Source organism: Pseudovibrio sp. Ad5, from assembly GCF_001623095.1.
In the GTDB taxonomy this organism is placed as follows: Bacteria; Pseudomonadota; Alphaproteobacteria; order Rhizobiales; family Stappiaceae; genus Pseudovibrio.
The window spans coordinates 22,279-46,595 of record NZ_LMCH01000003.1; the positions used below are offsets into that span (position 1 = coordinate 22,279).

At 50.3% G+C, this 24,317-nt stretch carries 21 protein-coding genes; 8 read left to right on the plus strand and 13 right to left on the minus strand.

The genetic code is table 11. The features are described 5' to 3' along the window. Positions 1–3: 3 nt before the first annotated feature. From uraH to PsAD5_RS01495, 5 genes are all read right to left on the minus strand, one after another. Positions 4–357 (minus strand): hydroxyisourate hydrolase, encoded by a 354-nt coding sequence (gene uraH, locus PsAD5_RS01475; RefSeq protein ID WP_063290820.1) that lies wholly within the window; start codon positions 355–357, stop codon positions 4–6. A 116-nt stretch (positions 358–473) separates the two neighbouring features. Further along, entirely contained in the window at positions 474–1,403 is a 930-nt protein-coding gene (locus PsAD5_RS01480; protein ID WP_063290821.1) for a LysR family transcriptional regulator, read from the minus strand. Positions 1,404–1,429: 26 nt separating this feature from the next. Beyond that, the gene (locus tag PsAD5_RS01485; protein ID WP_063290822.1) at positions 1,430–2,407 is read right to left on the minus strand and encodes a quinone oxidoreductase family protein; all 978 of its coding nucleotides are present in this window, start codon (positions 2,405–2,407) and stop codon (positions 1,430–1,432) included. A gap of 160 nt (positions 2,408–2,567) precedes the next feature. Beyond that, entirely contained in the window at positions 2,568–3,263 is a 696-nt protein-coding gene (locus PsAD5_RS01490) for a CDP-alcohol phosphatidyltransferase family protein (protein WP_063290823.1), read from the minus strand. A gap of 38 nt (positions 3,264–3,301) precedes the next feature. Next, positions 3,302–4,207, minus strand: coding sequence for a DUF2182 domain-containing protein (locus PsAD5_RS01495; protein WP_063288780.1), 906 nt, complete (start codon positions 4,205–4,207; stop codon positions 3,302–3,304). 271 nt (positions 4,208–4,478) lie between these two features. Between PsAD5_RS01495 and PsAD5_RS01500 the strand changes: the two genes are divergently transcribed. After that, complete coding sequence (locus PsAD5_RS01500) at positions 4,479–5,741, plus strand: UbiH/UbiF family hydroxylase (protein ID WP_063290824.1); 1,263 nt, start codon at positions 4,479–4,481, stop codon at positions 5,739–5,741. Here the strand turns inward: PsAD5_RS01500 and PsAD5_RS01505 are convergent. Beyond that, the gene (locus tag PsAD5_RS01505; RefSeq protein WP_063290825.1) at positions 5,738–6,688 is read right to left on the minus strand and encodes an AEC family transporter; all 951 of its coding nucleotides are present in this window, start codon (positions 6,686–6,688) and stop codon (positions 5,738–5,740) included. The genes PsAD5_RS01500 and PsAD5_RS01505 overlap by 4 nt on opposite strands. Positions 6,689–6,889: 201 nt before the next feature. Between PsAD5_RS01505 and PsAD5_RS01510 the strand changes: the two genes are divergently transcribed. The 3 genes from PsAD5_RS01510 (at position 6,890) to hspQ (ending at position 9,569) form a co-directional block, all read left to right on the plus strand. Next, positions 6,890–7,783: a lysophospholipid acyltransferase family protein gene (locus PsAD5_RS01510; protein WP_063288783.1), complete on the plus strand. Its 894-nt coding sequence runs from the start codon at positions 6,890–6,892 to the stop codon at positions 7,781–7,783. A gap of 203 nt (positions 7,784–7,986) precedes the next feature. Continuing rightward, positions 7,987–9,024 carry an HpcH/HpaI aldolase/citrate lyase family protein gene (locus tag PsAD5_RS01515; RefSeq protein WP_063290826.1) on the plus strand — a complete coding sequence of 346 codons (1,038 nt, stop codon included), beginning with the start codon at positions 7,987–7,989 and terminating at the stop codon, positions 9,022–9,024. Positions 9,025–9,236: 212 nt separating this feature from the next. After that, a complete protein-coding gene (hspQ, locus tag PsAD5_RS01520; RefSeq protein ID WP_057466287.1) occupies positions 9,237–9,569 on the plus strand; it encodes a heat shock protein HspQ in 333 nt (110 codons plus the stop codon). A gap of 114 nt (positions 9,570–9,683) precedes the next feature. Here the strand turns inward: hspQ and PsAD5_RS01525 are convergent, their stop codons facing one another. Continuing rightward, on the minus strand, positions 9,684–10,298 hold the full coding sequence (locus PsAD5_RS01525; protein WP_057466286.1) for an invasion associated locus B family protein: 615 nt from the start codon (positions 10,296–10,298) through the stop codon (positions 9,684–9,686). Positions 10,299–10,598: 300 nt separating this feature from the next. On the opposite strand from PsAD5_RS01525, the gene PsAD5_RS01530 reads away from it, so the two are divergent. From PsAD5_RS01530 to PsAD5_RS01545, 4 genes are all read left to right on the plus strand, one after another. After that, positions 10,599–12,461 (plus strand): extracellular solute-binding protein, encoded by a 1,863-nt coding sequence (locus PsAD5_RS01530; protein ID WP_063290827.1) that lies wholly within the window; start codon positions 10,599–10,601, stop codon positions 12,459–12,461. Between the two features lie 116 nt (positions 12,462–12,577). After that, the gene (locus PsAD5_RS01535) at positions 12,578–14,251 is read left to right on the plus strand and encodes a class I adenylate-forming enzyme family protein (protein ID WP_063290828.1); all 1,674 of its coding nucleotides are present in this window, start codon (positions 12,578–12,580) and stop codon (positions 14,249–14,251) included. 8 nt (positions 14,252–14,259) lie between these two features. Beyond that, positions 14,260–15,501, plus strand: a complete 1,242-nt coding sequence (locus PsAD5_RS01540) for a hypothetical protein (RefSeq protein WP_063290829.1) — start codon at positions 14,260–14,262, stop codon at positions 15,499–15,501. 105 nt (positions 15,502–15,606) lie between these two features. Beyond that, positions 15,607–16,263 (plus strand): DsbA family oxidoreductase, encoded by a 657-nt coding sequence (locus PsAD5_RS01545; protein WP_057466283.1) that lies wholly within the window; start codon positions 15,607–15,609, stop codon positions 16,261–16,263. Between the two features lie 481 nt (positions 16,264–16,744). Here PsAD5_RS01545 and eno read toward each other — a convergent pair whose 3' ends face one another. The 6 genes from eno to cysQ form a co-directional block, all read right to left on the minus strand. Then, positions 16,745–18,019, minus strand: coding sequence for a phosphopyruvate hydratase (gene eno / locus PsAD5_RS01555; protein ID WP_057466281.1), 1,275 nt, complete (start codon positions 18,017–18,019; stop codon positions 16,745–16,747). Positions 18,020–18,209: 190 nt separating this feature from the next. Continuing rightward, positions 18,210–19,058: a 3-deoxy-8-phosphooctulonate synthase gene (kdsA, locus tag PsAD5_RS01560; RefSeq protein ID WP_057466280.1), complete on the minus strand. Its 849-nt coding sequence runs from the start codon at positions 19,056–19,058 to the stop codon at positions 18,210–18,212. A 488-nt stretch (positions 19,059–19,546) separates the two neighbouring features. Beyond that, positions 19,547–20,137, minus strand: coding sequence for a hypothetical protein (locus PsAD5_RS01565; RefSeq protein ID WP_063290830.1), 591 nt, complete (start codon positions 20,135–20,137; stop codon positions 19,547–19,549). Between the two features lie 215 nt (positions 20,138–20,352). Beyond that, positions 20,353–22,278 carry a sulfate adenylyltransferase subunit CysN gene (gene cysN, locus PsAD5_RS01570; RefSeq protein WP_063290831.1) on the minus strand — a complete coding sequence of 642 codons (1,926 nt, stop codon included), beginning with the start codon at positions 22,276–22,278 and terminating at the stop codon, positions 20,353–20,355. Continuing rightward, positions 22,279–23,187, minus strand: coding sequence for a sulfate adenylyltransferase subunit CysD (gene cysD / locus PsAD5_RS01575; RefSeq protein WP_057466276.1), 909 nt, complete (start codon positions 23,185–23,187; stop codon positions 22,279–22,281). 71 nt (positions 23,188–23,258) lie between these two features. Further along, the gene (cysQ, locus tag PsAD5_RS01580) at positions 23,259–24,068 is read right to left on the minus strand and encodes a 3'(2'),5'-bisphosphate nucleotidase CysQ (protein ID WP_063290832.1); all 810 of its coding nucleotides are present in this window, start codon (positions 24,066–24,068) and stop codon (positions 23,259–23,261) included. Positions 24,069–24,317: the final 249 nt, after the last annotated feature.

Consider the following 24,317-nt stretch of genomic DNA (forward strand, 5'->3'; position numbering starts at 1 on the left):
AAATCAGCTCCCCCTGTAGGTGGTGTAACCAAAGGGAGAAAGCAGCAGCGGCACATGATAGTGGCTGCTCACATCCGCAATACCAAAGCGGATTGGCACCACATCAAGAAACGCAGGTTCTGGAAGAGAAATACCCTCAGCCCGCAAATAGTCACCAGCATGGAACTGCAGTTCATAGGTGCCTGCAGTCAGGCTCTCACCTTCCAGCAGCGGCCCATCCACACGCCCGTCATTGTTGGTCGAAAACACACCGATTTTGGAGAAGCTGTCCCCATCGATACGAACCAGCTCAACCCGCAGCCCTGCTGCAGGTGTCCCTTGAGCACTGTCCAAAACGTGGGTGGTCAATCGCCCCATAGTTGCCTCGTCTTTCAAATGGCAACTGCAATAGATGCCAGAATCTAAGTGAAACTACAGAGTGCACGACTATTTATGATAACAAAAGAACAAAAAAGTGTCATACATGATGCCATTTAGGCATCAACTTTAGGCAAAATCTTCTCCAATCTTGCCTCTGCTTGCTCAAGAAAAATCGCTGGCGCCAGTGCAAGCCCGCGCAACGACGAGGTGATGACGCAAAAATGGCCGCGTGTCAGCTGTTCATCAACAAGCGGTTTGAAAAGCAGCCGTTTGCTCGCCAATTCTTCTTCCAAACCAATGACCGTCTGAAACGCCACCATCTCACCAGAGCGCACCAGATGTTTCATAAAGCGAAGAGAATTGGCCTCCACACTGCTGTGCCCACCAATAGAACTGTGAGAAAGCGCCACATCCAGCCGGGCACGAATAGAGATCCCGCGCGCTGGCATGGCAACCGGATACTCAAAGCACTGTGCAAGACTAAGTTGCGTCTCTCCTGCCAGCGGATGCGTCGGAGCCATGATTGCCCCAATCTCCAATGCCTTCTTGTAGGTGATGTTAAGCGCATCGGTATCCGGTGGTTCAAATGTGAACCCTACATCCACCTCTGCCTTCTCAACCGCCTGCGCAACTCGCTCAGCCCCCATCACCTGTACATCCACATGAATGCCGCTGTAATCCTTGTGGAACTGCGCAATCACCTCAGGCAACAGTGCTTCGGTCACACTTTCAACCGTTGCAATGGAAACCACACCGCGACGAAGACCTTTAAGCGCATCCAGTTCCGCACCGGTCGCTTCCAGATCAGACAGTGTCCGCCGAATATGTGCCAGTAGAATTTCACCTGCTGAAGACAGACGGATCGTGCGCCCCACGCGCTCAAACAGCTCCATTCCAAGCTGCTTTTCCAGCGTAAGAATTTGCCGGTTCACTGCAGAGGACGCCACATTGAGTTTGCGCGCCGCCGCCCGAATGGAATTCTCTTCCGCAGCCGCTGCGAAATAACGAAGCGCTGGGCCGTAAAGATACCGCGACCGATCCATCAATCCTCCCAATCCTTCAAACGTGTTTAAGGGATAATCACTGTTGCACCGGTGGTTTTACGCCCTTCCAGATCGCAGTGCGCCTGCGCAATGTCCTTCAGGCTGTAACGCTGGTTGATCTGAATATTAATTGTCCCGTCAGCCACAGCAGCAAACAGGTCTCCAGCCGTCTCTTCCAGTTCCCATCGCTCCGCGATGTAGTTGAACAGCGTCGGACGCGTCGCGAAGAGTGAGCCTTTCTGAGACAGGATGGCCATGTTGAACTCAGGCAGTGGCCCGGACGATTGACCAAAAGAACACCAAAGCCCACGAGGACGAAGACAATCCAGCGATGCAGGATATGTATCCTTGCCCACACTGTCATAAACCACATCACAGCCGCGCCCATCAGTGATCTGACGCACTCTCGCTACCCAGTCCTCACTCTTGTAATTGATCACATATTCATAGCCATTGGCCTGAGCCAGCCGGGCTTTTTCTTCCGAGCTGACTGTCCCGATCACCCTTGCACCAAGGGCCGACGCCCATTGACCAACAATAAGCCCGACACCGCCAGCCGCTGCGTGGTAAAGCAAGGTCGTATCCGCTCCCACGTTGTAGGTCTCGCGCAGCAGGTAGCGTGCGGTCATGCCTTTCAACATTAAAGCCGCCGCTTGCTCATCACTCACACCTTCAGGGATCTTCACAAGCACGCTGGCAGGAATATTACGCTCTTCACTGTAAGCCCCCAGCGGTCCTGCATATGCTACACGGTCTCCAAGATCGAGCCCGGTTACGCCTTGCCCAAGCGCAACAACAATCCCTGCCCCCTCATTGCCAGGAATAAACGGGACACCATTTGGTGCCGGATAAAGGCCAGAGCGAAAATAGGTATCAATAAAGTTGAGCCCGATCGCAGTGTGCCTGATCCGAACTTCTCCATGCCCCGGATCAGGCAGGTCCACATCCACGTGTGTCAGAACGGACGGATCACCAGTTTTTTCAACGCGAACAGCAAAGACCATATGGATTTTCCCTTACAAAAGCTGGAGGCGGAGTTTGGACAGAATGCCGCTAACTTGCAAGCACCTTTGGGAAAACCATGCTCCACTCTGAGAAATGCAGGTACCAAAACAAAAAGCCCGACCAATTGGCCGGGCTTTTAAAAAACTCACTTATCGAGAATCACATCTTACGAAACAGCTGATGAACAGCCCCAACGCAAAACAGATAAAGGCTCGTTGCCGTGATCAGCGCAAACAACCAGTTATCGATAATAAAATCCTGATAAAGTGCAACCGCAAGTGCAGCACTCCACACAATGAGAATGCCCAGGGTCAGCGGCCGCCACTTGACGGTGCGCACCGGGTGGACGAACTCAACAGGAGCAAACGTCAGCACAGAACACAGTACCACCATGCCGATGATGATCCATGGCGGAGACTGCAGTGCAACCAGCACAACAATCACCATATTCCAGACACCAGGGAATCCAAGAAAGCCACCGCTTTCTGTCTTCATGTTGCCGTCAGCGAAGTAGATCGCGCCGGTAAACACAATGACAGCACCAGACAAAAGTCCCCAGAACTCTGAGAGAAGGCCGCTTTGGTATAGCGCGAAAGCAGGCAGGAAAACGTAGGTCGCGTAATCAATCACCAAATCCAGAATAACGCCGCTCCAGCGCGGCAGGCGATTCTGAATGTCATATTTACGTGCTAAAGGACCATCCAGCCCGTCGACAACAAGTGCCACCCAGAGCCAGAAAAACATCATAGGCAGATTGCCGTTCGCTCCAGCGACAAGCGCAAGCAACGCAATGGGGGCCCCAAATGCGGTGAGGATGTGAATGAGGAACAGCCGGGAGTTGGTCTGACCGGTCAACTTTGGGTCCTTTGTTATTCTTTAAGTGAAGGTACCACTTAGAACAATCTATCGCCCAAAACTTCAATAAGAGGTAAGTCCGCCCGAGCGAAATAGATGTTTGCACCGCCCCATAGCAGAAGTGCGATACCTATTCCATAGCTTGTAAACGGTGTTTTGCTCTTTTTTTCAAGTGTCATTATGAGACCAAGCAGCGCGATCCAAATAATATTCATGATTCCCACTGCAAACATAAGCACCATGAGTGCCCAACAGCACCCCAAACAGTACAAACCTTGCTCGATTCCAAACTGGAAGGCACTTTGCTTTTGCTCACCGGAATGCAGGGCCAATGCAACATTAGGCGTCCGGCACCGGTCAAGACAAGCCTGCTTGGCAGGCGTAAACTGATAGATCGCGGCTGCAATAACAGTTGTAATCGTCAGTGTAGAAAACACCGGCATCATCATCGGGCTCATCACCCCCAGCTCGTGCAGCACGCCCTGAGCAACGGTCGCGACAACGGAAAACGCAACCCAGATAGCCAGATACCCGCCAGCCACCACATAAATAGCCTTGCCACCACGCGCTTCATGATAGGTCTGTAGCATCGGCATAGCAGTCGGCAACATCATGGCGAGCACCATCATGAACCACATCACAAACAGCAGAAAATAGTCGTAAAGGCCCATATTCACCAGCGCTGGCATCCCAAACGCTTCCTGAGCCAATGGCAAACACAGCGAGGCAAGCTGAACACGCACATGTTCCGGCAGGCCTTTGAACATGTTGAACTGATTGAACAACTCCATGCCCGGGCCCATCTCGCCCATATCCATGCGAGAGATCATGTCGATAACCATGGCCGCCAGATAAACCCAGCCCAAAACCACAGCACCAGCCAGCACAATGTACGGGAGCCGATAGGACAACTGTAAATCCGTCTTCGGACTGGTAACTGACATAACCAACCTCAAAATCAATCAGGACGGGCCGAAACTCTGCGGTTCCGGAACCGGCGCAATTTATGCAGCTTCTCTAATAGACCAGTAATAGTCCCAATGCGACATTGATTTAGTTCAAATCTAAACTGGAACCTGCGACATGATGAAGCTGGCGCAACGAGACCTCTCCGCTTTCACTAGGGGACTATCCGCGTGCGGCACCTTGAAACCGATAGGTTTTATCCCCTAGATACTTGGGTAATAGAACGCAAACAAAATGCGGAACGAAAAAATGGCAGCCAATCTTGCAGCAGACAGCACCAAAGGCAAAAACAACAACCTCACGCCGTCGCAGGAAAAGAGCTACGATTGCGCTGTAATCGGCACAGGCCCGGCTGGCATGATCGCCGCCCTTGCCCTTGCCAGCAATGGGCTGGAAACTGTGCTGATCGGCCCGCCAGTCAACCTTAACGACGCCCGCACCACCGCCCTGATGGATGCCTCCCGCCAGTTTCTGGATAACATTGGCATTTGGAAAGACTTGCGTTCAGCGTTTACGCCACTGGAAAAGATGCGTCTGATCGACGGCACTGATCGTCTTTTACGTGCACCTGAAACCACATTCTCTGCCTCAGAACTGGACCTGCCTGCCTTCGGCTACAACATCCTCAACAAGGATCTGAACCGGGTTTTGTTTGATCTTGTGAACAACAACGAGCTCATTGAACTTGTCGAAGACACGATCAAAAACGTCAGCAGCAATGATCATAAAGCCACCATTGAACTGAGCAATACGCCAGACATCAGCTGTCATGTCGTTATCGGCGCAGATGGTCGAAATTCTGTGGTTCGCCGCTCCGCTGGCATTGAGACAAAGAACTGGAAGTATCCGCAAGCGGCACTCGTTCTTAACCTCAAACACGACCTGCCGCATTACAACATCTCTACCGAGTTCCACCGCAACACCGGTCCATTCACCATGGTCCCGCTGCCAGGTAAGACCTCTTCCCTTGTTTATGTGGAAACGCCAGAACGCGCCGAAGAGCTGAACAACTACAAGGACGAAGCTCTCGAAGCCGAACTGGAAAAACTCAGCAAGTTCGTTCTGGGCTCGCTTAAACTGGCAAGCCCCAGGCAGGTCTATCCACTCTCCGGCCTGACAGCCGTTCACATGAGTGGCAATCGCTCACTGCTTATGGGCGAAGCAGCCCACGCCTTCCCGCCAATCGGAGCCCAGGGTCTCAACCTGTCTCTGCGCGATGTAGCCGTTGCGACAGAACTGCTGGCCAACGCAAAGCACACCAAGGCAGATATGGGTTCGGTTGAGCTGCTGCAGAAGTATGATCGCAGCCGCAAAGCAGACGTGATCAGCCGCACAACCGCCGTAGACCTGCTTAACAGATCTTTGCTAACTGATGCCTTGCCTGTTCAGATGTTGCGTTCTCTGGGGCTCTACACAGCCTCCAGAATCCCACTTGTACGTCGTCTGCTGATGCGTGAAGGCATCGCTCCATCCTGGAGCCTGCCAACATTGATGCGCGCACAAAACGATTAAGGCACCAGTATTCCAGATTGAATGAGATAAATGAGCGTTGGCAACGTAATAACAGATGCCAACGTTCCATAAAGCACAGCTGTAGACGCGCGCTCAACATAGCTCGAGTAGTGCTGAGCTAGCACATAAACATTCGCAGCCGGCGGCAATGCCGCCATGAGAACAGCTGTTGAGACCCACAGACTGTCAAAGCCACCAATCCACTCCAGCAGCACAAATACAAGGATTGGGTGCACCACCAGCTTGATAAGCAACAGGACTGGCAGTTCCTTCGCCGTTCTCCGGCTTGGCTGCAAGGCAATCGTCACCCCCATCGCAAACAATGCACAAGGTGCCGCAGCTTGTCGCAAAAACGAGATGGTCTGGTCGAGTGCAACAGGTGGCTTGAACTCTATTGCAGCAGCCAGAATGCCCGCAAACACTGCAAGAATAAACGGGTGAGTGATGATCTTCTTGAAAATCTCAAAGGCCAAAGGCCCAAACTTAATGTTCCGTGCCCCACCAATCGACATCATCATGGGAACGAGAATGAACAACAAGATTGTATCAAAACACAGGATCAAAGCCGTCGGCACCGCCGCCCCTGCCCCAAGAACAGCAAGCGTAACGCCCGGTCCCATGTAACCAATGTTGGAATAGGAACCGACCAGTGCCTGCACAGTCGCCTCACCAATACTGCCGCGCAATATGAAGCGCGCAAAAGCATAAGCCAGCACAAACATGGCGAAGGTGGAAAATGTGGTCGCTGCGACAAAGTCAAAAGTGGCAAGTTCTTCCAGCGGCGTTTCAGAGAGCAACTGAAAGAACAGCGCAGGCAGAGCCAGATAGATCACGAAAAAGTTCATCCATGACAAACCCTCTCGTGAGAGTTTCGCACCGCGACCAGAAACAAACCCTAGGAAGATGAGCAAGAAAAATGGCATTGCCAAATTAACAACATTGAGCATCTAAACCATTTCCCCATGCAATTTTTTAGTGTTCTCCGCATCCAACTGGAGAATGAGTTGCTTTTGAAATGCTGATTGGCTAATCACCATGTCCGAGTTGAGCGTATATAGCCATTCTACAGAGGTTGGCATACCGGCAACTACGACACTATAGTATGCGAGTAAACGGAACTGGAAAGCTCCATCCGCCCAAAGGCCAATATGAAAGCTAAAAAATCCCGTCGCCCACTGACACGTCGCGAGAAGCTCAGCTTTCGAGCTGAATGGCTGGCTCTAAGATTTATCGGCGGAATTCTGCGCTCTATGCCGCTGGATTGGTCCTCCGCTTTCATGGGAAACATGTGGCGTCTGATCGCCCCCATGACCCATAGGCATGCCCGTGCCAAAGCGCACATCATGGCCGCCTATCCGGAAATGACGCTCAATGAAGCGGATAAAATTATCCGGGATATGTGGGAAAACCTTGGTCGGGTCTCTGCTGAAACCGTTTTACTTTCCAAAATCCACAAGGATCCGAGCCGCGTCACCTACGTAAATCCAGAGGTCTTTGAACCCTCTGTTGGTGAAGGCGCCGTTCTTGTAACCATGCACTCCGGCAACTGGGAGGTTGTCTCCGACAAAGCCGAGGAACTTGGTCTCCCGCTCGCTGGTGTCTATCAAAAACTGAAGAACCCTTATTCTGAAGGGTATTTGGTCGAAAAACGCAATTTTCTTTATAAGCTTGGCCTGTTTTGCAAAGGCCACGACACCGGCACAAAGATCATTTCAATCCTACGTAAAAAGGGCTCCGTTGCCTTCGTCGCAGACGTACGCGACCATCGCGGTGTCAAAATTGAGTTCTTCAAACAACCGTCAGCAGCAACGCACATTCCAGCCGCCCTCGCCCGCACCATGAACAAGCGCCTCATCGCTGTGGTTGCTCGCCGCAAAAAAGGCTCCCGCTTCGACATCATTGCCAAAGAAATCCCAGTTGCTCGCACCAAAGACCGTGTACAAGATGCAATCACCACAACGCAGGCAGTACACGATCAGTTCGAAGAATGGATCCGCGAAGAACCATCCCAATGGATGTGGATCATGAAGAAGTGGATTTAGCCAGCTCCCCCACGGTGTATCTCACAAATGCCGGAGCTGGTTTAGATTTAAGACACGCTCCGGCAAAAGCTAAAGCCCTACAATCAGTTCTAACGAAAGGCTGACCGCTTCAGGACTTAGCCCAAAGAGCTGATTTTGCACCGCACAATATTCTGTATACTCCCCTTTGAATTTCAATTTCGGCTCGGGAGGGAGCTAGCCAGATGAAAACCTATCGTTCCTATTATAAGCCTCTGGCCATTGGTGCCCCAACACCGTTTGCTGAGCCGCCTGTCGCACTGGAGCGCATGATCCACTTCGTGCCCCCGCATATCGAAAAGATGCGTGCAAAGATCCCGCAGATAATCTCACAAGTAGATGTAATTCTCGGCAATCTGGAGGATGCGATCCCAGCTGACGAAAAGCTCAATGCCCGCGAAGGCTTCATCCAGATGGCCAACGACAGTGACTTTGGCACCACAAAGCTCTGGACGCGCATCAACTCGCTGGAAAGCCCATGGGTTCTGGATGATATTACCGAAATCGTGACCCGCTGCGGTGACAAGCTTGATGTGATTATGCTGCCAAAAGTGAATGGCCCATGGGACATTCACTATCTGGATCAGCTGCTCGCTCAGCTCGAAGCCAAGGCAGGTGTGACAAAACCGATCCAGATCCACGCCATTTTGGAAACGGCTGAAGGCGTCAACAACGTAGAAGCCATCGCCACAGCCAGCCCGCGCATGCATGGCATGAGCCTCGGCCCAGCAGATCTCGCGGCCTCCCGCGGCATGAAGACAACTCGCGTTGGCGGCGGTCATCCTGACTATCAGGTACTTGCAGATGCCGACGGCAACGCGCCACGCACACGCTACCAGCAAGACTTATGGCACTACACTGTAGCCAAAATGGTAGATGCATGCCTTGCTGCAGGCATTAAACCCTTCTACGGACCTTTCGGAGATTTCAGCGACCCAGCCGCATGTGAAGCCCAGTTCCGCAACTCATTCCTCATGGGCTGTCTTGGAACCTGGACATTGCACCCAAGCCAGATTGGCATTGCAAAATCAGTCTTCTCACCAGAGCCAGATGAAGTGAAATTTGCTCGCAGGATTCTGGAAGCAATGCCGGATGGAACCGGCGCGGTGATGCTGGACGGGAAAATGCAGGATGACGCGACGTGGAAACAGGCAAAGGTGATCTGTGACCTAGCTGATCTGGTCATCTCAAAAGACCCGGATTTGGCAGAATCTTTCCAATAATCAATCCTGAAGAGTGGTCGGCGCCACTCTTCAACCATGCGGATGTGCATATCAATGAAATGTGAGGAGCTATTCATCCCCAAACGTCACATTTTGATCGGTTTGTGCTGCCTCTCGCCTCTTTGCTGCGCTATATAGCTTGACAATAAGCGCATGGCATGACCTTTAAGGCGCCCTGACAAGATACAGTATCTTCGAAAGCTTGGTGGATTATGGAGACAATTAGAACCGCGAAATTCAGAATTGGACAGGTCGTACGTCACCGCCTGTACCCGTTCCGTGGCATAGTCTTCGACGTTGATCCCACATTTGACAATACAGAAGAGTGGTGGGAGTCAATTCCCGAAGAAGCACGCCCAAGCAAGGACCAGCCTTTTTATCACCTTCTCGCTGAAAACGCTGAGAGTGAATACATTGCTTATGTCTCGGAGCAGAATCTGGAAAAAGACGACAGTGGCGAACCTGTGAGACACCCGCAGGTCGATGAGTTTTTTGATGAGACCACCGATGGAGACTACATCGTCAAGGATGTGGAAATTCATTAAAACAGGTTCCTGAATTATCTTCATGGAAACCGCATCTTTTCAAAGTCATCAAATCAATAAAAAACCCGAAGGAAAATTCCTTCGGGGTTTTTAATTCTTAACGCGAAAACCAAATTACTGGTTTGCTTGACGCTGCTGCTCAATCAGCTTCTGACGAGCGGCTTCAGCACGCTTCTGAAGTTCAGACTGCAGGCGCTCCTGCTTTGCCTGGAGTTCTTCAGGCTTAATAGCTTCACCATCATAAATACGGGTGAACCCTTTCAAAGTAAGGTCGAATGGACGTGCCTTACCCTGCTGGTTCAACGTAGTAATGATCAGCTTGCCACCTTTTTTCAGGCCACCGATGAAGGTGTCATCAATAACCATCTCGGCAATACAAGCGTTTGGAAAACAAATTGTATATTTAGCTTCAGACTGTTTGCCACCATCAACCTGTACACGAAGACCAGGCTGAATCAGCATTCCTGGAGGAACAGCAAGGTGCAGCAACTTGCGGCTTTCGCCGGTCACTTCACGCACAACAGCTTGAGCTAGGAACTGGCCTGTGTCCGTGCGCAGTTCTTGTGTGATAAGGCAAAATTCTTTCTTGGATTTAGGATCAGTGTTACAAACTTTCACCCAAGCATCGTCTGCCTGTGCATTCTGTGCAACACTGGTGCCTGCAAAGCCAACAGCGGCCATTGCTGCAATAATCCCACCAGTCAGAACGCCCTTAAAATTAACGGCCATCCCAAATTTCCTCAAAGTTTGATCCGGTGCAAAACGATGCCTCCGGCAATTACGCAGCAACCATTTTTTAAGTTCAACAGTGTTTTGACTGCTTGTTCGGCGCCAAGCATACTCAGAACAGAGCTGAAAAAAAGGCAACGCTTCTGTTAAATGCTACTTATGTACTCTTTAAACGCCTCGGAACCATTTTTCCACCTATAGATTGGGGTGGTTACTGTCCTTTTCCAAAGCCTCGTAGGCTGAAATTTCCTCAGAATCGTATTATTGCTAGTTTCTGCGGACGCCCTAGGAGAAATTCGAATGACCAAATTCCGATCCTATGTGAATGGAATAAACAATTTTACGAAAGGGCTTGTTGTCATTTCCGGTATGGCAACATTAGCTTGTTCAACTGCACTGGCTCAGGATACTGTTCCTTGGAGCCATGCTATTGCAATGCATGGGAAACCTGCGTTACTAGCAGATTATACTCACCTGCCCTATGCAAACCCGGAAGCTCCTAAAGGCGGTCGCCTTTCTCTCGGCGTTCAAGGTACATTTGATAGTCTCAATTCCTTTGCTCTCAAAGGAGCATGGACATCCGCACGCGGCATGAAAGAGCGTCAGATGGGCTCTTTCATCCTGGAGAGCCTCCTTCTTCGCACCAATGACGAAGCATTCACATTGTATGCACACCTTGCTGAAGCTGTGCGGATGCCAGAAGAGCGGAACTGGATCGAATTTCGTCTGAATCCTGCAGCAAAATTTTCCAACGGTGACCCGTTAACCGTTGACGATATTATCTTTTCTCTTGAAACCATCCGCGATCATGGCCGCCCGCCTTATGCACGCTGGTATGGCAAAGTCGTCAAGTTCGAAAAAACGGGGGCACATTCCGTAAAGCTGCATTTTAAAGATGGCAGCGACCGTGAGCTTCCACTGCTCATTGCTCTGGCCCCTATTTTCAACAGCCGCACAACTGATCCTGAAACGTTCGGCAACACCACGCTGACACCGCCAATCGGAACCGGCCCTTACATTTTCTCTGAAATCGACCCCGGTAGACGCACCACCTACACACGCCGCGACGATTATTGGGCAAAAGATCTGCCACAGAAAATCGGCTTCGATAACTTCAATGAAGTGACCGTTGATTACTTCAGAGATTATAACGCCTTGCAGGAAGCGTTCCGCAAAGGTGACACGGAAGCGCTCATCTATGGCAATCCAAGCCTTTGGGAGAATGCGGGTGACTTTCCTGCATTTGAAGAAGGCAAGGTTGTCAAAGACGTATTTGAACGTGGCACGCCACCGAGCATGACCGGCATTGCGTTCAACACCCGTCACCCCAAGTTCTCTGACAAACGCGTCCGCCAAGCTCTTGGCATGCTGTTAGACTTCCAATGGATCAACAGAACCCTCTTCAACGGACTGTACAAACGTACAGACGGATATTGGGACAACTCTGAACTGTCCTCCATTGGGCGCCCGGCGAACGAGTTGGAAAAGAAACTTCTTGAACCATACCCGAATGTGGTCACAGACGAGGTTCTGGCAGGAACATGGCGCCCATCCGAGGCTGATGGGTCAGGGCGTGACCGCAAGGTATTACGCGACGCACTGAGCCTTTTCAAACAGGCAGGGTACAAACTTGATCAAGGCAAACTGATCAACACAAAATCCCGCGAGCAGCTCAGCTTTGAAATTCTTGTACGCGTTCAGGACGAAGAGAAAGTCGCGCTTGCATTGCAGCGCACAGCCAAACTTCTGGGCATCGAAATCTCAGTGCGAACCGTCGACGCCGCCCAGTTCGAAGAACGCCGCGCATCTTTTGGGTTTGATGCCCTCTTCAACACTTGGTTTGCTTCCCTTTCTCCCGGTGGTGAGCAATATGCGCGCTGGTCATCTCAGGCAGCAGACACCAAGAGCTCCAGAAACATCGTTGGCGCAAAAGAACCTGTAATCGATGCATTGATCGATGCCATGGTCGCGGCCCGTACCCGTGAGGAGTTTGTAGCCGCAGTCCGCGCATTTGACCGTGTTCTGATCTCGGGCTTTTACGCAATTCCACTCTATCACGCCCCTGCTGAGTGGGTTGCACGATGGACAACCGTTGAGCATCCAGCCCAATCACCGCTTTACGGCATGCAGTTCGACAACTGGTGGGATGCACCTAAAGAGTAGATAAACACATAAAAATTAGGCTGCGTTCTTGATGAAGGCAGCCTACTCAACAAAAGTGTCTATTAACCAACTTGTCGAATCTCTAATTTCTCAGTCGCTTAGCGGACTTACCTTAAATGATACTGTCAAATACCGATGCCATTGCAAACCACAGCACAACTGGAGTTTGGGGCAATATCACTCTTGATATGCTGTTCCGGCGTGCTGCGCAAAAACATCCAAACCGCTTGGCATTGGTCGATGCACCCGACAGAGAAACATGGACAGGCGGCAAGCCACGCCACCTGACCTATGCCGAAGCAGAGCAGGAAATCAGCAGAATTGCTGGCTTCTTCGCAGCTGTAGGGATGGAACCCGACCACATTTTGGGCCTCCAATCTCCCAATACAGTCGATAATGTTCTTTGCATTCTTGGAGCACTGCGAGCTGGCCTGATTGTTTCCCCCTTCCCGCTGCACTGGCGCCACTCTGAGATTTTACGCGCACTCAGCACAGTAGATGCCAAAGCACTGATCACAGCAGATCGCGTTGAAACCCGCATGCTCGGCGAAGAAGCGCGCGACGCTGCCGCTGACTTTTTCTCTCTGCGTTTCGTTTTTGGCCTCGGCAGCGACATTCCCGACGGCCTCATCGATATGGCACCCATGCTGGCTGAGAGTGGGGATTCCTTCCCGGAGCCGGTGGTAGAACGGGACGGCGCACCTGCCAATCACGTCGCCACACTCACCTGGGTTCACTCTGGGTCCGAAATCAGCCCAATCCCGCGCAGCCATAACCACTGGGTCTCCACAGGCCTCATGCCGTTTCTTGAGACAAGACTAGAGCCGGGTGCGCGGATTTTGCTGCCGTATATTTTGTGCGGAATTACCGGAATTGGCGCCGGTTTGGTCCCGTGGCTACTGAGCGAAGGGACGCTGCATCTCCACCATCCACATGCTTTATCCACATTAACGGATCACGCACGCTCCATTGAGGCAAATTATATTTTAACCCCTGGACCGCTTGCGTCTCACATCGATGGGGCCTTGGAAGGCTGGAAAACAAACACCGTTGCCACATGGGCAATCACCTCTCCAACACCTGCCAAATACAAAGCCAAAGGCATCGTAACAGACCTCCATGTGTTGGATGAATATGCACTGGTGGCACATTTGCGAGGAACCTCTGAGGAGCCTGTCCCGCTCATTCCGGGCAATCAGTTTGCCCCAAGCACATCCACCCACGGCCCGTGCCTTATTAATATTGATCCCGTTGAAATAAATGAGGAATATTCACAGGGAGTTTCGACAACAGCGCCCGGATACCACCTCAAACTCAAGGGTGCGATGGTCCCGGATGCAGATTGGCCGACCAACGAATCTCATCTGACATTCTTCAGCAACGAGCAAAATGAACATGGGCTGATTACTCAGATCCCTGTTGGCGTACATAACGTTACTGGAGCAATTCATGGCTTTGGAACGCCCGGTCAAAAAGCGCCCGGTTTGCTGGAGCTGGAACGTCTCGACGAAATATACAGTGAATTCTCGGGGGTAAAAGAAGCGGCTGCTTTTCTGGTAGAAGATGAATTAATGGGTGCACGCCTTATGGTCGCGGTGGTACCGTCAGAAGGCCTTCTCGTTGATGTGGAAGCCTTTTACGCCTACCTCGACGCATCACGCGTCAGCCTGACAATGATGCCACATAGAATTCTGTCACTCCGCGCATTGCCAATGACAGAAGGTGGTACTGTAGACCGACAGAAATTGACCAGACGCTCCCAGCCAAAACCGGTGGAAGCGGTTGCCTGAGAGGATGAATGGCCGATCATAGCCAACCATTAGAGACTGAAACGCACGATTCCAGTTGGGGCAAAATCCTGCTGATCGCACCGGTGCAAAATCATGTCTTTGATATGTTGGAGCCTTTGACCGTGCTATCTGATCGTCTGGTCGCAGTTCGAACCAGCGCACAGCTTATTGACGAGCTACAGGGTGCAAACGTTCTTCCCATATGCATTCTTTTGCCCTGGCAGGAAGATAATCCTCCTGAGCTAGATGAACTCACGCAAACCATTAGGCAATTCCGAAAAGGTCCCGGTGTCGAAGTTCCACTTCTTATTATTACAAGTGGCAGTGCGCCTGTTCCGCTGGATTTAAAGCCAAGCGCAACTGTGAGTGATGCAATACCACCAGATGTTCTGCTGCCACGCATTGCCGGTTTGAGGCGTCTTGCCAACAGAGCTGAGGAAGCGCGCCTGCGCCGTGGCCTATTTGGTCCATTGCCAGAGTATAAGATCGAATTCGGCCCGCTAAAATCTGCGGGACTACTCGTTGCCGGGTTTGGCAAGCACTTTGGACGCACACAAGCTCTGTTGGATATGCCTGTAGAAATCGTCAGCGGTTTCTCCTCCGATATGACAGAGGATTATCTGACAGCGCGCCGATTTGAAGCTGTCTTGATCGACATGCCCGCATGGCAAGCTTGCGAAGAGATTGAGCGCCTGCGAGCTGATCCACGATATTTCAACTTGCCCATACTTGCCCATAGCATTGACGAGGAGTCCGCACACCTTCTCTATTCAGCAGGTGCAACTGATGTCCTGCTCGGTGAGGTCTCAGATAAAGCGCTCACGGGTCATATCATCAGCGCCTTGCGCGCGGGCAGACGCCAGCGTTTGACCGATGCAATCCTGACTGTTTCCAGCCAATGGCTTGCACGTCAGGATAATGATGATTTCCTTTCCGAACAAAAATATCTCAACTACCTGAAACTCTTGGAAGAATCCACAAAACGCCGTGGTGAGTCCATCTACGAACTTAATCTTCTTGAACTCATAGAACGTTTCACTGGCAGCAATCCTCAAGCATTTGCACAGCATCAAATGTACTGGAGCGGAACTGTCCTTTCCATAGCAATGGCCGTTTGCCGTGATGAAGACTTCGTTGCTAACATTGAAGGCCGTGGACCTGTCGCCGTTCTACGCAGCAAAAAAGGCATGGAACAGCTCTCCAACCGCGTGCTCGTCATGGTACGCACCACAGGCTTGGGCAACGGATAAGCTCTTCCACCTCCTCACGAAACTGTGAGAGTTTTCATGGAAAACTATCGGATATTCCTGATAGATTGTAGAGCTAACGCGACAAACCCATAACTGAGAATACTGATGTCTACTACTGCCCCGATTGTCATTGATGTTATCTCCGATGTCATGTGCCCATGGTGCTTCATCGGCAAACGCCGACTGGAGAAAGCCTTGATGCTGCTACCAGACAGCACCGTAAAAGTTCAATGGCACCCCTACCAACTTGATGCGACCCTTCCCAAAGAAGGCAAAGATCGCAAAAAATATCTTGAAGACAAGTTTGGTGGAGCTGAACGGGCAAAAGAGATCTACGCTCAGGTAAGCAATGCCGGTGCAGCAGAAGAAATTGACTTCAAGTTTGAGGCAATCACGAAATCCCCAAACACAATCGACAGCCACCGGCTGATCCGCTGGGCCCGTTCTGAAGGCATGCAGGACGCGATGGTCGAAGAGCTGTTCAAGCTTTACTTCACAGAAGGCGCTGACCTGACCGATAAACAAGTCCTGACCAACGCCGCCGAACGCGCAGGCCTCAACAGCAAACTCGTTTCTGATCTACTGAATACAGATCAGGACGTAAAAGAAGTTGAAGCAGATGTGGTCCGTGCTCATGAAATTGGCGTAACAGGCGTTCCCTTCTTCATCATAGATGGCCGCTTTGCAGTGGCAGGAGCAGAAAATCCCGAAACACTCGCAGCAGCAATCCGCCACGCCGAGGAAACAAAAACTGGCGATTAAAAGAAGTAGCCGCGTCTTTATGCGCTCAACGAGCTTCTGAAGATAAATTCCAAGCGCAACAACAAAGCCACATATTCAACTGCTGGATTTCAATAGTGGCTCTGTTTTGCTTGCAGGTATAACCTTGCATGCATGAGCCTTAGGACTTTCATCGCGCTGCTACTAACTCCCATTGCCATTTGGCTTGCAAGTATTGCAGCACTCTTCGTGATTAGTTCGAGCACTGACTGTTCATTTTCATCGAAAGGTATAAGCCCCTGCATCATTTATGGGATTGATATTGGGCACTCTTTGTATGATCTCGGTCTGATGGCGGCATGGGGATTCCTAGCCGTCCCGTATATGTGGGGTTATCTGTTTGCAGGGTGGTTCATATTCAAAGTCGGAACCTTTTTGTACGGCATTTTCATCAGGATGTAGAAAGCAAAAAAGCCGGCCCAAATGGACCGGCTTTCTTAATTTCAAGCAAATGCTGAAGGTCTTATCCGCGCAGGATAGAACGACCAGCAAACACGCCCTGGAGGCCCAGTTCTTCTTCGATACGGATAAGCTGGTTGTACTTAGCCATACGGTCAGAACGGGACAAAGAACCAGTTTTGATCTGGCCACAGTTGAATGCAACTGCCAGATCAGCAATGGTGTTGTCTTCGGTTTCACCTGAACGATGAGACATGACAGAAGTGTAGCTTGCACGGTGCGCCATATCGACAGCTTCCATGGTCTCAGTCAGGGAACCGATCTGGTTCACTTTCACGAGGATGGAGTTTGCAGTGTCGTTTTTGATGCCGCGAGCAAGACGCTCGGAGTTGGTCACGAACAGATCGTCACCTACCAGCTGACACTTGTTGCCGATCGCTTGGGTCAAAGACTTCCAGCCATCCCAATCTTCTTCAGCCATACCGTCTTCGATGGAGAATACTGGGTACTTGCTCACCAGATCTTCAAGGTAGCGAACCATTTCATCAGAACCAAGGATTTTGCCTTCGCCCTTCAGGTTATACTTGCCATCCTTGTAGAACTCGGTGGAAGCTGCATCAAATGCAAGCATCACGTCGTCACCAGGGGTGTAACCAGCTTTCTCAATAGCATTCAGAACGAAACCGATCGCTTCATCAGTAGAACCGATACCAGGAGCAAAACCGCCTTCATCACCCACATTGGTGTTGTGGCCAGCAGCGGAAAGACCTTTTTTGAGCGTATGGAAGATTTCACAACCCATGCGAACAGATTCACGCAGAGAGCTTGCGCCCACTGGCATGATCATGAATTCCTGGAAATCGATTGGATTGTCAGCATGCTCACCACCGTTGATGATGTTCATCATCGGAACTGGCAGCGTGCGTGCACCAAAACCGCCCACATAGCGGTAAAGTGGCATCGCAGCCGCTTCAGCAGCAGCTTTCGCAACAGCAAGAGAAACGCCCAAAATAGCGTTTGCACCAAGACGGCCTTTGTTTTCGGTACCGTCAAGTTCGATCATAGCACGGTCAACTTTGATCTGGTCTTCGGCGTCCATACCGCCGACAGCATCAAAGATCTCACCGTTTACAGCTTCTACAGCGTCCTCAACACCCTTGCCAAGGTAACGCTCACCGCCATCGCGGCGTTCAACAGCTTCAAATGCGCCAGTGGAGGCGCCGGACGGAACTGCAGCCCGACCGAAGGAGCCGTCTTCCAAAAGCACATCAACTTCAACAGTTGGGTTGCCGCGGCTGTCAAGGATTTCGCGACCAATAATGTCGATGATAGCAGTCATCTAAGAGTACTCCAATGTACTTGTAGAGTGTGGAATTTTGGCTCTAAGAGCTTTTACCCGAGGTACTGCCCCCAAGGAAGAGAAGAGACCGTACCCTTCTGTAAATCCTTGGGAATAAACGAATGTATTTTGTCGCACCTCTACGTAAAAACGCAGTATTGTGTCACTTTCCTTAGGTGCCGTGAAATATCTAAAGCGTAAAACTTCCGTTTTTCGCGATCCGGTCAAACTCTTGCAGCCACAGCAGCAAGTCTTTGAGTCGGTTTAGAGGGATCATATTCGGACCATCAGATGACGTGGTGTTGTCAGGATCGTCATGCGTCTCCACAAACAGGCCTGCAATGCCAACGGCAACAGCCGCACGTGCCAGTGTTGCAACAAACTCGCGCTGCCCACCAGATGTGCCACCAAGGCCGCCAGGCTGCTGTACAGAGTGAGTTGCATCAAACACCACAGGGGCACCCATGTCCGCCATAATCGGCAGAGCGCGCATGTCTGAAACAAGTGTGTTGTAGCCGAATGTTGCGCCACGCTCGCACAGCATCACATTGGAGTTGCCACTCTCAACCACTTTGGTCATGACGTTTTTCATGTCCCAGGGCGCGAGAAACTGCCCCTTCTTCACGTTCAATGCTCTGCCAGTTTTAGCGGCAGCAACAAGAAGGTCAGTTTGGCGGCACAGATAAGCTGGAATCTGCAAAATATCGCAAACTTCACTAACTGGTGCACAATGGTTTGGCTCATGCACATCGGTAATCACCGGCAAGCCGTAGGTTTCTTTGATTTCCGCAAAAACCTCCAGACCTTTGGCCATGCCCATACCGCGGCTGGCAGACAGACTAGTCCGGTTCGCCTTGTCGTAGCTCGCTTTGAAAACCAAACCTATATTCAGTTCTTCTGCAATTTCTTTGACAGCCTGAGCCATTTCCATGGCATGTGCGCGGCTCTCCATCTGGCATGGTCCAGCAATAAGAGAAAACGGCTTATCATTTGAAAAGACAGCGTTTCCAACTGAAACTTCTGAATTTGGTTGAGACACGAAGAGATCTCCTTAAAGGCGTGAATATAATCCAAAAGTTGATTAGGCGCTTTGGCTCCAAATTACAAGAGCAGGAACGATGCGATGCGTTCCAGAGAGACCTTTGGCATACGCTGGTCTTGCAACCAGTCATCCAAGTCCGTGAATGCTATACCTAAGGCTCATAGGGGAGCACCAATCACCGCCTTACTTGGTCCAATGCATATCTAACAACAGCACGCACTACATAGAATGCATCTCATCTGTGAGTAGATGAGTGCTGCGCCTCAACTTGGATGGCGACCTTTTCACTAGCCAAAGCCTGTGGTTCAAACCACATTCTTTGATGAGCACATTGATGCTTCATATTGAATTGGAAAGAGTGGCAACCGGCCAATCTATACGTTGCCGCCCACACTGAGCTTAAATGAAACATAACAGCGCCAACACAAAAGCGATCCATCAGAAACTGTGCAGCCACGCGAACCATCCACCAGGCTAAAACAGCGTCATCCAATAACCATAGACATCTCGGCAGTCTTCCCCATAAGAACAATCAAACTCTTCGCATCTGTTGTTAAGGTAACTCCATAACTCTTTGCTATTTTGTCTCGCTCTTTCTCATAGGTATCCTGAAACCGCTCAACTTGCTTTTGGAGCGTGGCCACCTGAGCAATCTTCTTCTCAGCGGCATCATAACCTTTGTTCGCAGTATCTAAATGCTGGCGAAGTTTTTGATACTTTTCAACGCCAATGAGCTTTTTCTTGTCTCCACCAGCTTCAGCTTCCAAAGTTTTCATTCCCTTGGTGATTTGCTCCACCAAATTATGTGCCTTGATATAGTCGTCCTGCGCTTTCGCAAGAGATTTGAGGGCTTTCTGACCTATTTCAATATCAGCAGAAATTTTCTTTAGCTTCGGTTCATCCTCGACGAGTTTCATGTAGGCCTTTTCGACAGCCGCTTTATCATTCGTCAACTTGCCGTATTTAGCGACATCTTTAGCCGGGAGCTTATGTTTCTTTTCCATTTCTTTCTGGAAAGCAGACACACCGCTCAAGAACTCTTTGACATTCTTATATTTTTTGAGAGCCTTTGGCATTTATTCCTCCAACTGTTTTGCCATGACAGCACAAACGCAGCGAGAAACTACCTGATATCGACCCTGCGAAAAATTACGAGGTCTCACCTTGGTAAAAAATTCTTAGAGCAATTCGGAAAGATTAGCATAAACCATGCCTGATAAAACACTCACTTGAAACTGAAAAACCGGGAACTCTCGTCCCCGGCTTCAAATTCCAAAAACTTACTGGTGCTTTAGATGACCCAGGTATTGTCCGAGCCAATATAGCCATCTTTAAGCAAGCGGTCGACGATCTCATCAGCCAGAGCCTCAACAGTGCGCCCTGCGGTTTTCAAATGCAGTTCCGGAGCCTCAGGGGCTTCATAAGCGCTATCTATCCCGGTAAAGTTGGAAATCTCACCTTTCCGGGCCTTGGCATAAAGTCCCTTAGGGTCACGTGTTTCACACTCTTCCAGAGTTGTATCGACAAAGATTTCAAAGAACTCATCCGTATCCAGCAAATCACGAGCAAGCTGACGTTCAGCCTTAAATGGCGAGATAAAGGAAACCAGTGTGATCAACCCTGCGTCCACAAAGAGTCTCGATGTCTCAGCAACTCGGCGGATGTTTTCAACGCGATCAGCATCGGTAAATCCAAGATCTTTATTCAGACCGTGGCGAACATTATCACCATCAAGCAAATATGTATGCCGTCCTAGGCTCAGGAGCTTCTGTTCCACCGCATTCGCGATGGTCGACTTCCCGGAACCTGAAAGCCCTGTAAACCAGAGAACTGCAGGCTTCTGCCCTTTAAGACCGCCACGCGCTTTCTTGTTCACATCCAGGGCTTGACGATGGACATTAGTTGCCCGTCGCAGTCCAAACCAGATCAGACCAGCAGCAACAGTCTCATTCGTCATTCTGTCGATAAGAATAAAGCTGCCAGTATCCCGGTTTGCTTCATATGGATCAAAGGCAATTGCTTCAGAAAGCGCCAAATTACAAAATGCGATCTCATTAAGAGCCAGCTGCTTTGCCGCATGATGATCAAACGTGTTCACATCTACCTTGTGTTTGATCTCAGTAACACTTGCCCCGATGGTTTTAGTACCACACTTCAAAAGGTATGGACGCCCCGGCAGCATTGCACTTTCAGACATCCAGATCAGATGAGCGGCAAACTGGTCACTTACATCAGGTCGTGAGTGCGCCGGCGCCAGAACATCGCCACGAGAAATATCGATCTCATCGGCCAAGGTCAGAGTAACCGACTGTCCATCATCAGCTCGCAGCTGATCACCATCCATGGTGACAATTTTTTCAACGCGACTGGTTTTGCCAGACTGGGCAACGACAACTTCATCACCCAAATTAACAGATCCGCCACGAACAGTGCCGCTATATCCGCGAAAATCCAGATTTGGACGGTTCACCCACTGAACTGGAAAACGGAACGCTGCTTCACTGTGCTCTTCACCAAGTTCAACATTTTCAAGGTGTTCAAGCAAAGTCGGACCAGTAAACCAACTGAGTTTCTCGCTATTGGTGGTTACATTGTCACCAAAACGCGCTGAAAGCGGAATGACTTCGCTACTGTCAAAATCAAACCCAGATGAGAAGCTCTCAAAATCCGCCTTGATTTCTTCAAACCGCTTTTGGTCATAGTCAACAAGGTCAATCTTGTTGACCGCCAGAACCACATGACGCACGCCCAACAAAGACGCAATAAACGCATGGCGACGTGTCTGCGTTAGCAGTCCATTGCGCGCATCAACCAACAAAATTGCAAGATCTGCCGTTGACGCCCCGGTCGCCATGTTCCGCGTATACTGTTCATGCCCAGGTGTATCAGCAACAATAAACTTCCGTTTTTCAGTCGAGAAAAAGCGGTAAGCAACATCAATTGTGATCCCCTGCTCCCGCTCAGCCTCAAGGCCATCCACGAGTAGTGCAAGATCAATTTCGTCTGCAACAGTTCCGTGCTTGCGGCTATCTTTCTCAAGCGCTGCCAGCTGATCCTCAAAAATCAGCTTGGTGTCGTAGAGCAAGCGACCAATAAGCGTGGACTTTCCATCATCGACACTGCCGCAAGTCAAAAACCGCAGGAAACTTTTAGACTCTTGTGAGTTGATATAGGTGGACAGATCAAATGCTTCTGCCACTGGCGCGATCTTGTTCATTTAGAAATACCCCTCACGCTTCTTCTTTTCCATTGAGCCGGAGCTGTCATGATCAATCAGGCGACCACTGCGCTCAGATGTGCGCGCAATGAGCATCTCACTCACAATATCTTCAAGAGTGTCAGCAGTGGATTCCACAGCTCCAGTCAGCGGATAACATCCAAGAGTTCTGAAACGAACATCCCGTTGCTCAACTTTCTCACCTGGTTCCAGACGAAAGCGATCATCATCTAACATCAACAAAGTGCCATCCCGCTCAACCACGGGTCGCTTGGCAGAGAAGTAGAGAGGTACAATTTCGATGCCTTCAGCCAGAATGTACTGCCAGATATCCAGCTCAGTCCAATTGGAGAGCGGGAATGCGCGAATAGATTCACCCTTGGCGATCCGACCGTTATAAAGTGACCACAGTTCCGGGCGCTGGTTCTTAGGATCCCAACCATGGCTCGCAGAACGGAACGAAAAAACGCGTTCTTTTGCGCGCGATTTTTCTTCATCACGCCGCGCACCACCGAAAGCTGCATCAAACTTGTATTGCGTAAGCGCTTCTTTCAGCGCTTCCGTTTTCATGATGTGCGTATAATTGGAGCTGCCGTGATCAAATGGATTGATGTTGTTTTTGACGCCCTCTTCGTTCGTGTGAACGATCAGATCCAGTCCATACTTATCTACCGTGTAATCACGGAAAGTGATCATCTCCTGAAACTTCCACGTGGTATCCACGTGCAGTAGAGGAAATGGGGGCTTGGAAGGATAGAAGGCTTTAAGAGCAAGGTGCAGCATCACCGCGCTGTCTTTACCAATGGAGTAAAGCATCACAGGGTTGTCAAACTCTGCCGCTACCTCGCGAATAATATGAATGCTCTCGTTTTCTAGTCGTCGCAAATGCGACTGGCTATCAATGCCCATCACGGTCTCCAAAGGACGTGTCGTTAAGTCTTGATCCAGAGTTTAACGGTTGAGCATTGATGCGCCGAAGCTTACCAACCCGACCTTAAGCCATAATGGGAAATAATTTTTTCGTCCGCGACTGCTAAAAAGCACGGATTTGCGAAAGGCTTGTCTTGAGGCGTTTTGAGCTTGCCGTATGCAAGTGGCGCTCCCCCCTCGACAACAACCGCTCCCCCGGCAGCACAAAGGATCGCTTGCCCGGCAGCAGTATCCCACTCCATCGTTGGCTCCATGCGTGGATAAAAATCGGCTTTCCCTTCTGCCAGGCGGCAAAATTTCAAAGATGAACCCGCAGCAACAATCGATGAGTTCTCCAATCTTTCTAATAGAGCATTGGTCCGTTCACTGCGATGCGATCGGCTTGCCAGAACCCGCAGTTCTTTAGAAAAAAACGTGCAACTCATCTCTGTAGCTTTTCCCGGCTCAAGTCCTTTGGCTTCTGATCGATAAGCACCTTGCCCAACCTCTCCCCAAAACAGCTCACCAGTCACAGGGGCAAAGATAACGCCTTTGGTGGGAGTTCCGTTCTCGATCAATGCAATATTGACTGTGAACTCGCCATTCCGGCTGATGAACTCTCGCGTCCCATCCAGAGGGTCTACAAGAATAAAGCGGGAACCGATTTCTGGCATAATTCCTGCTGCCATTGCTTCTTCAGCAATCACAGGTACATCTGGGCAGAGAACAGACAGGTGATTGAGGATAATTTCTTCAGCTTGCTGGTCTGCAATTGTGACCGGAGAACCATCTCCTTTGGTCACCGACTGAAAGCCTTCCTCATAAATCCCCAGAATTCGTTGCCCTGCTTCCAGCGCTGCAAGCTTAAAACCTTCAATCACAATTACACCCTTGATAGCTTTCTGTTCATCTTGGAGTAACTTTTAAAACAGCATGTTCTGGAGAAACAAGAGAGCTTCACAATTTCGCGATAATTGACTGCGAATGAACATCTCTAAAGAATGAGTAATTCAAATTTCGGGCAATCGAAGCATTATGTCCTAGGACAAATTCATTTGGTACCATTGACGAGCCTAATTCGCTGCAGATAAGTGCTAAGAAAATGACTGTTTCGATCTCCTTGACCTAAG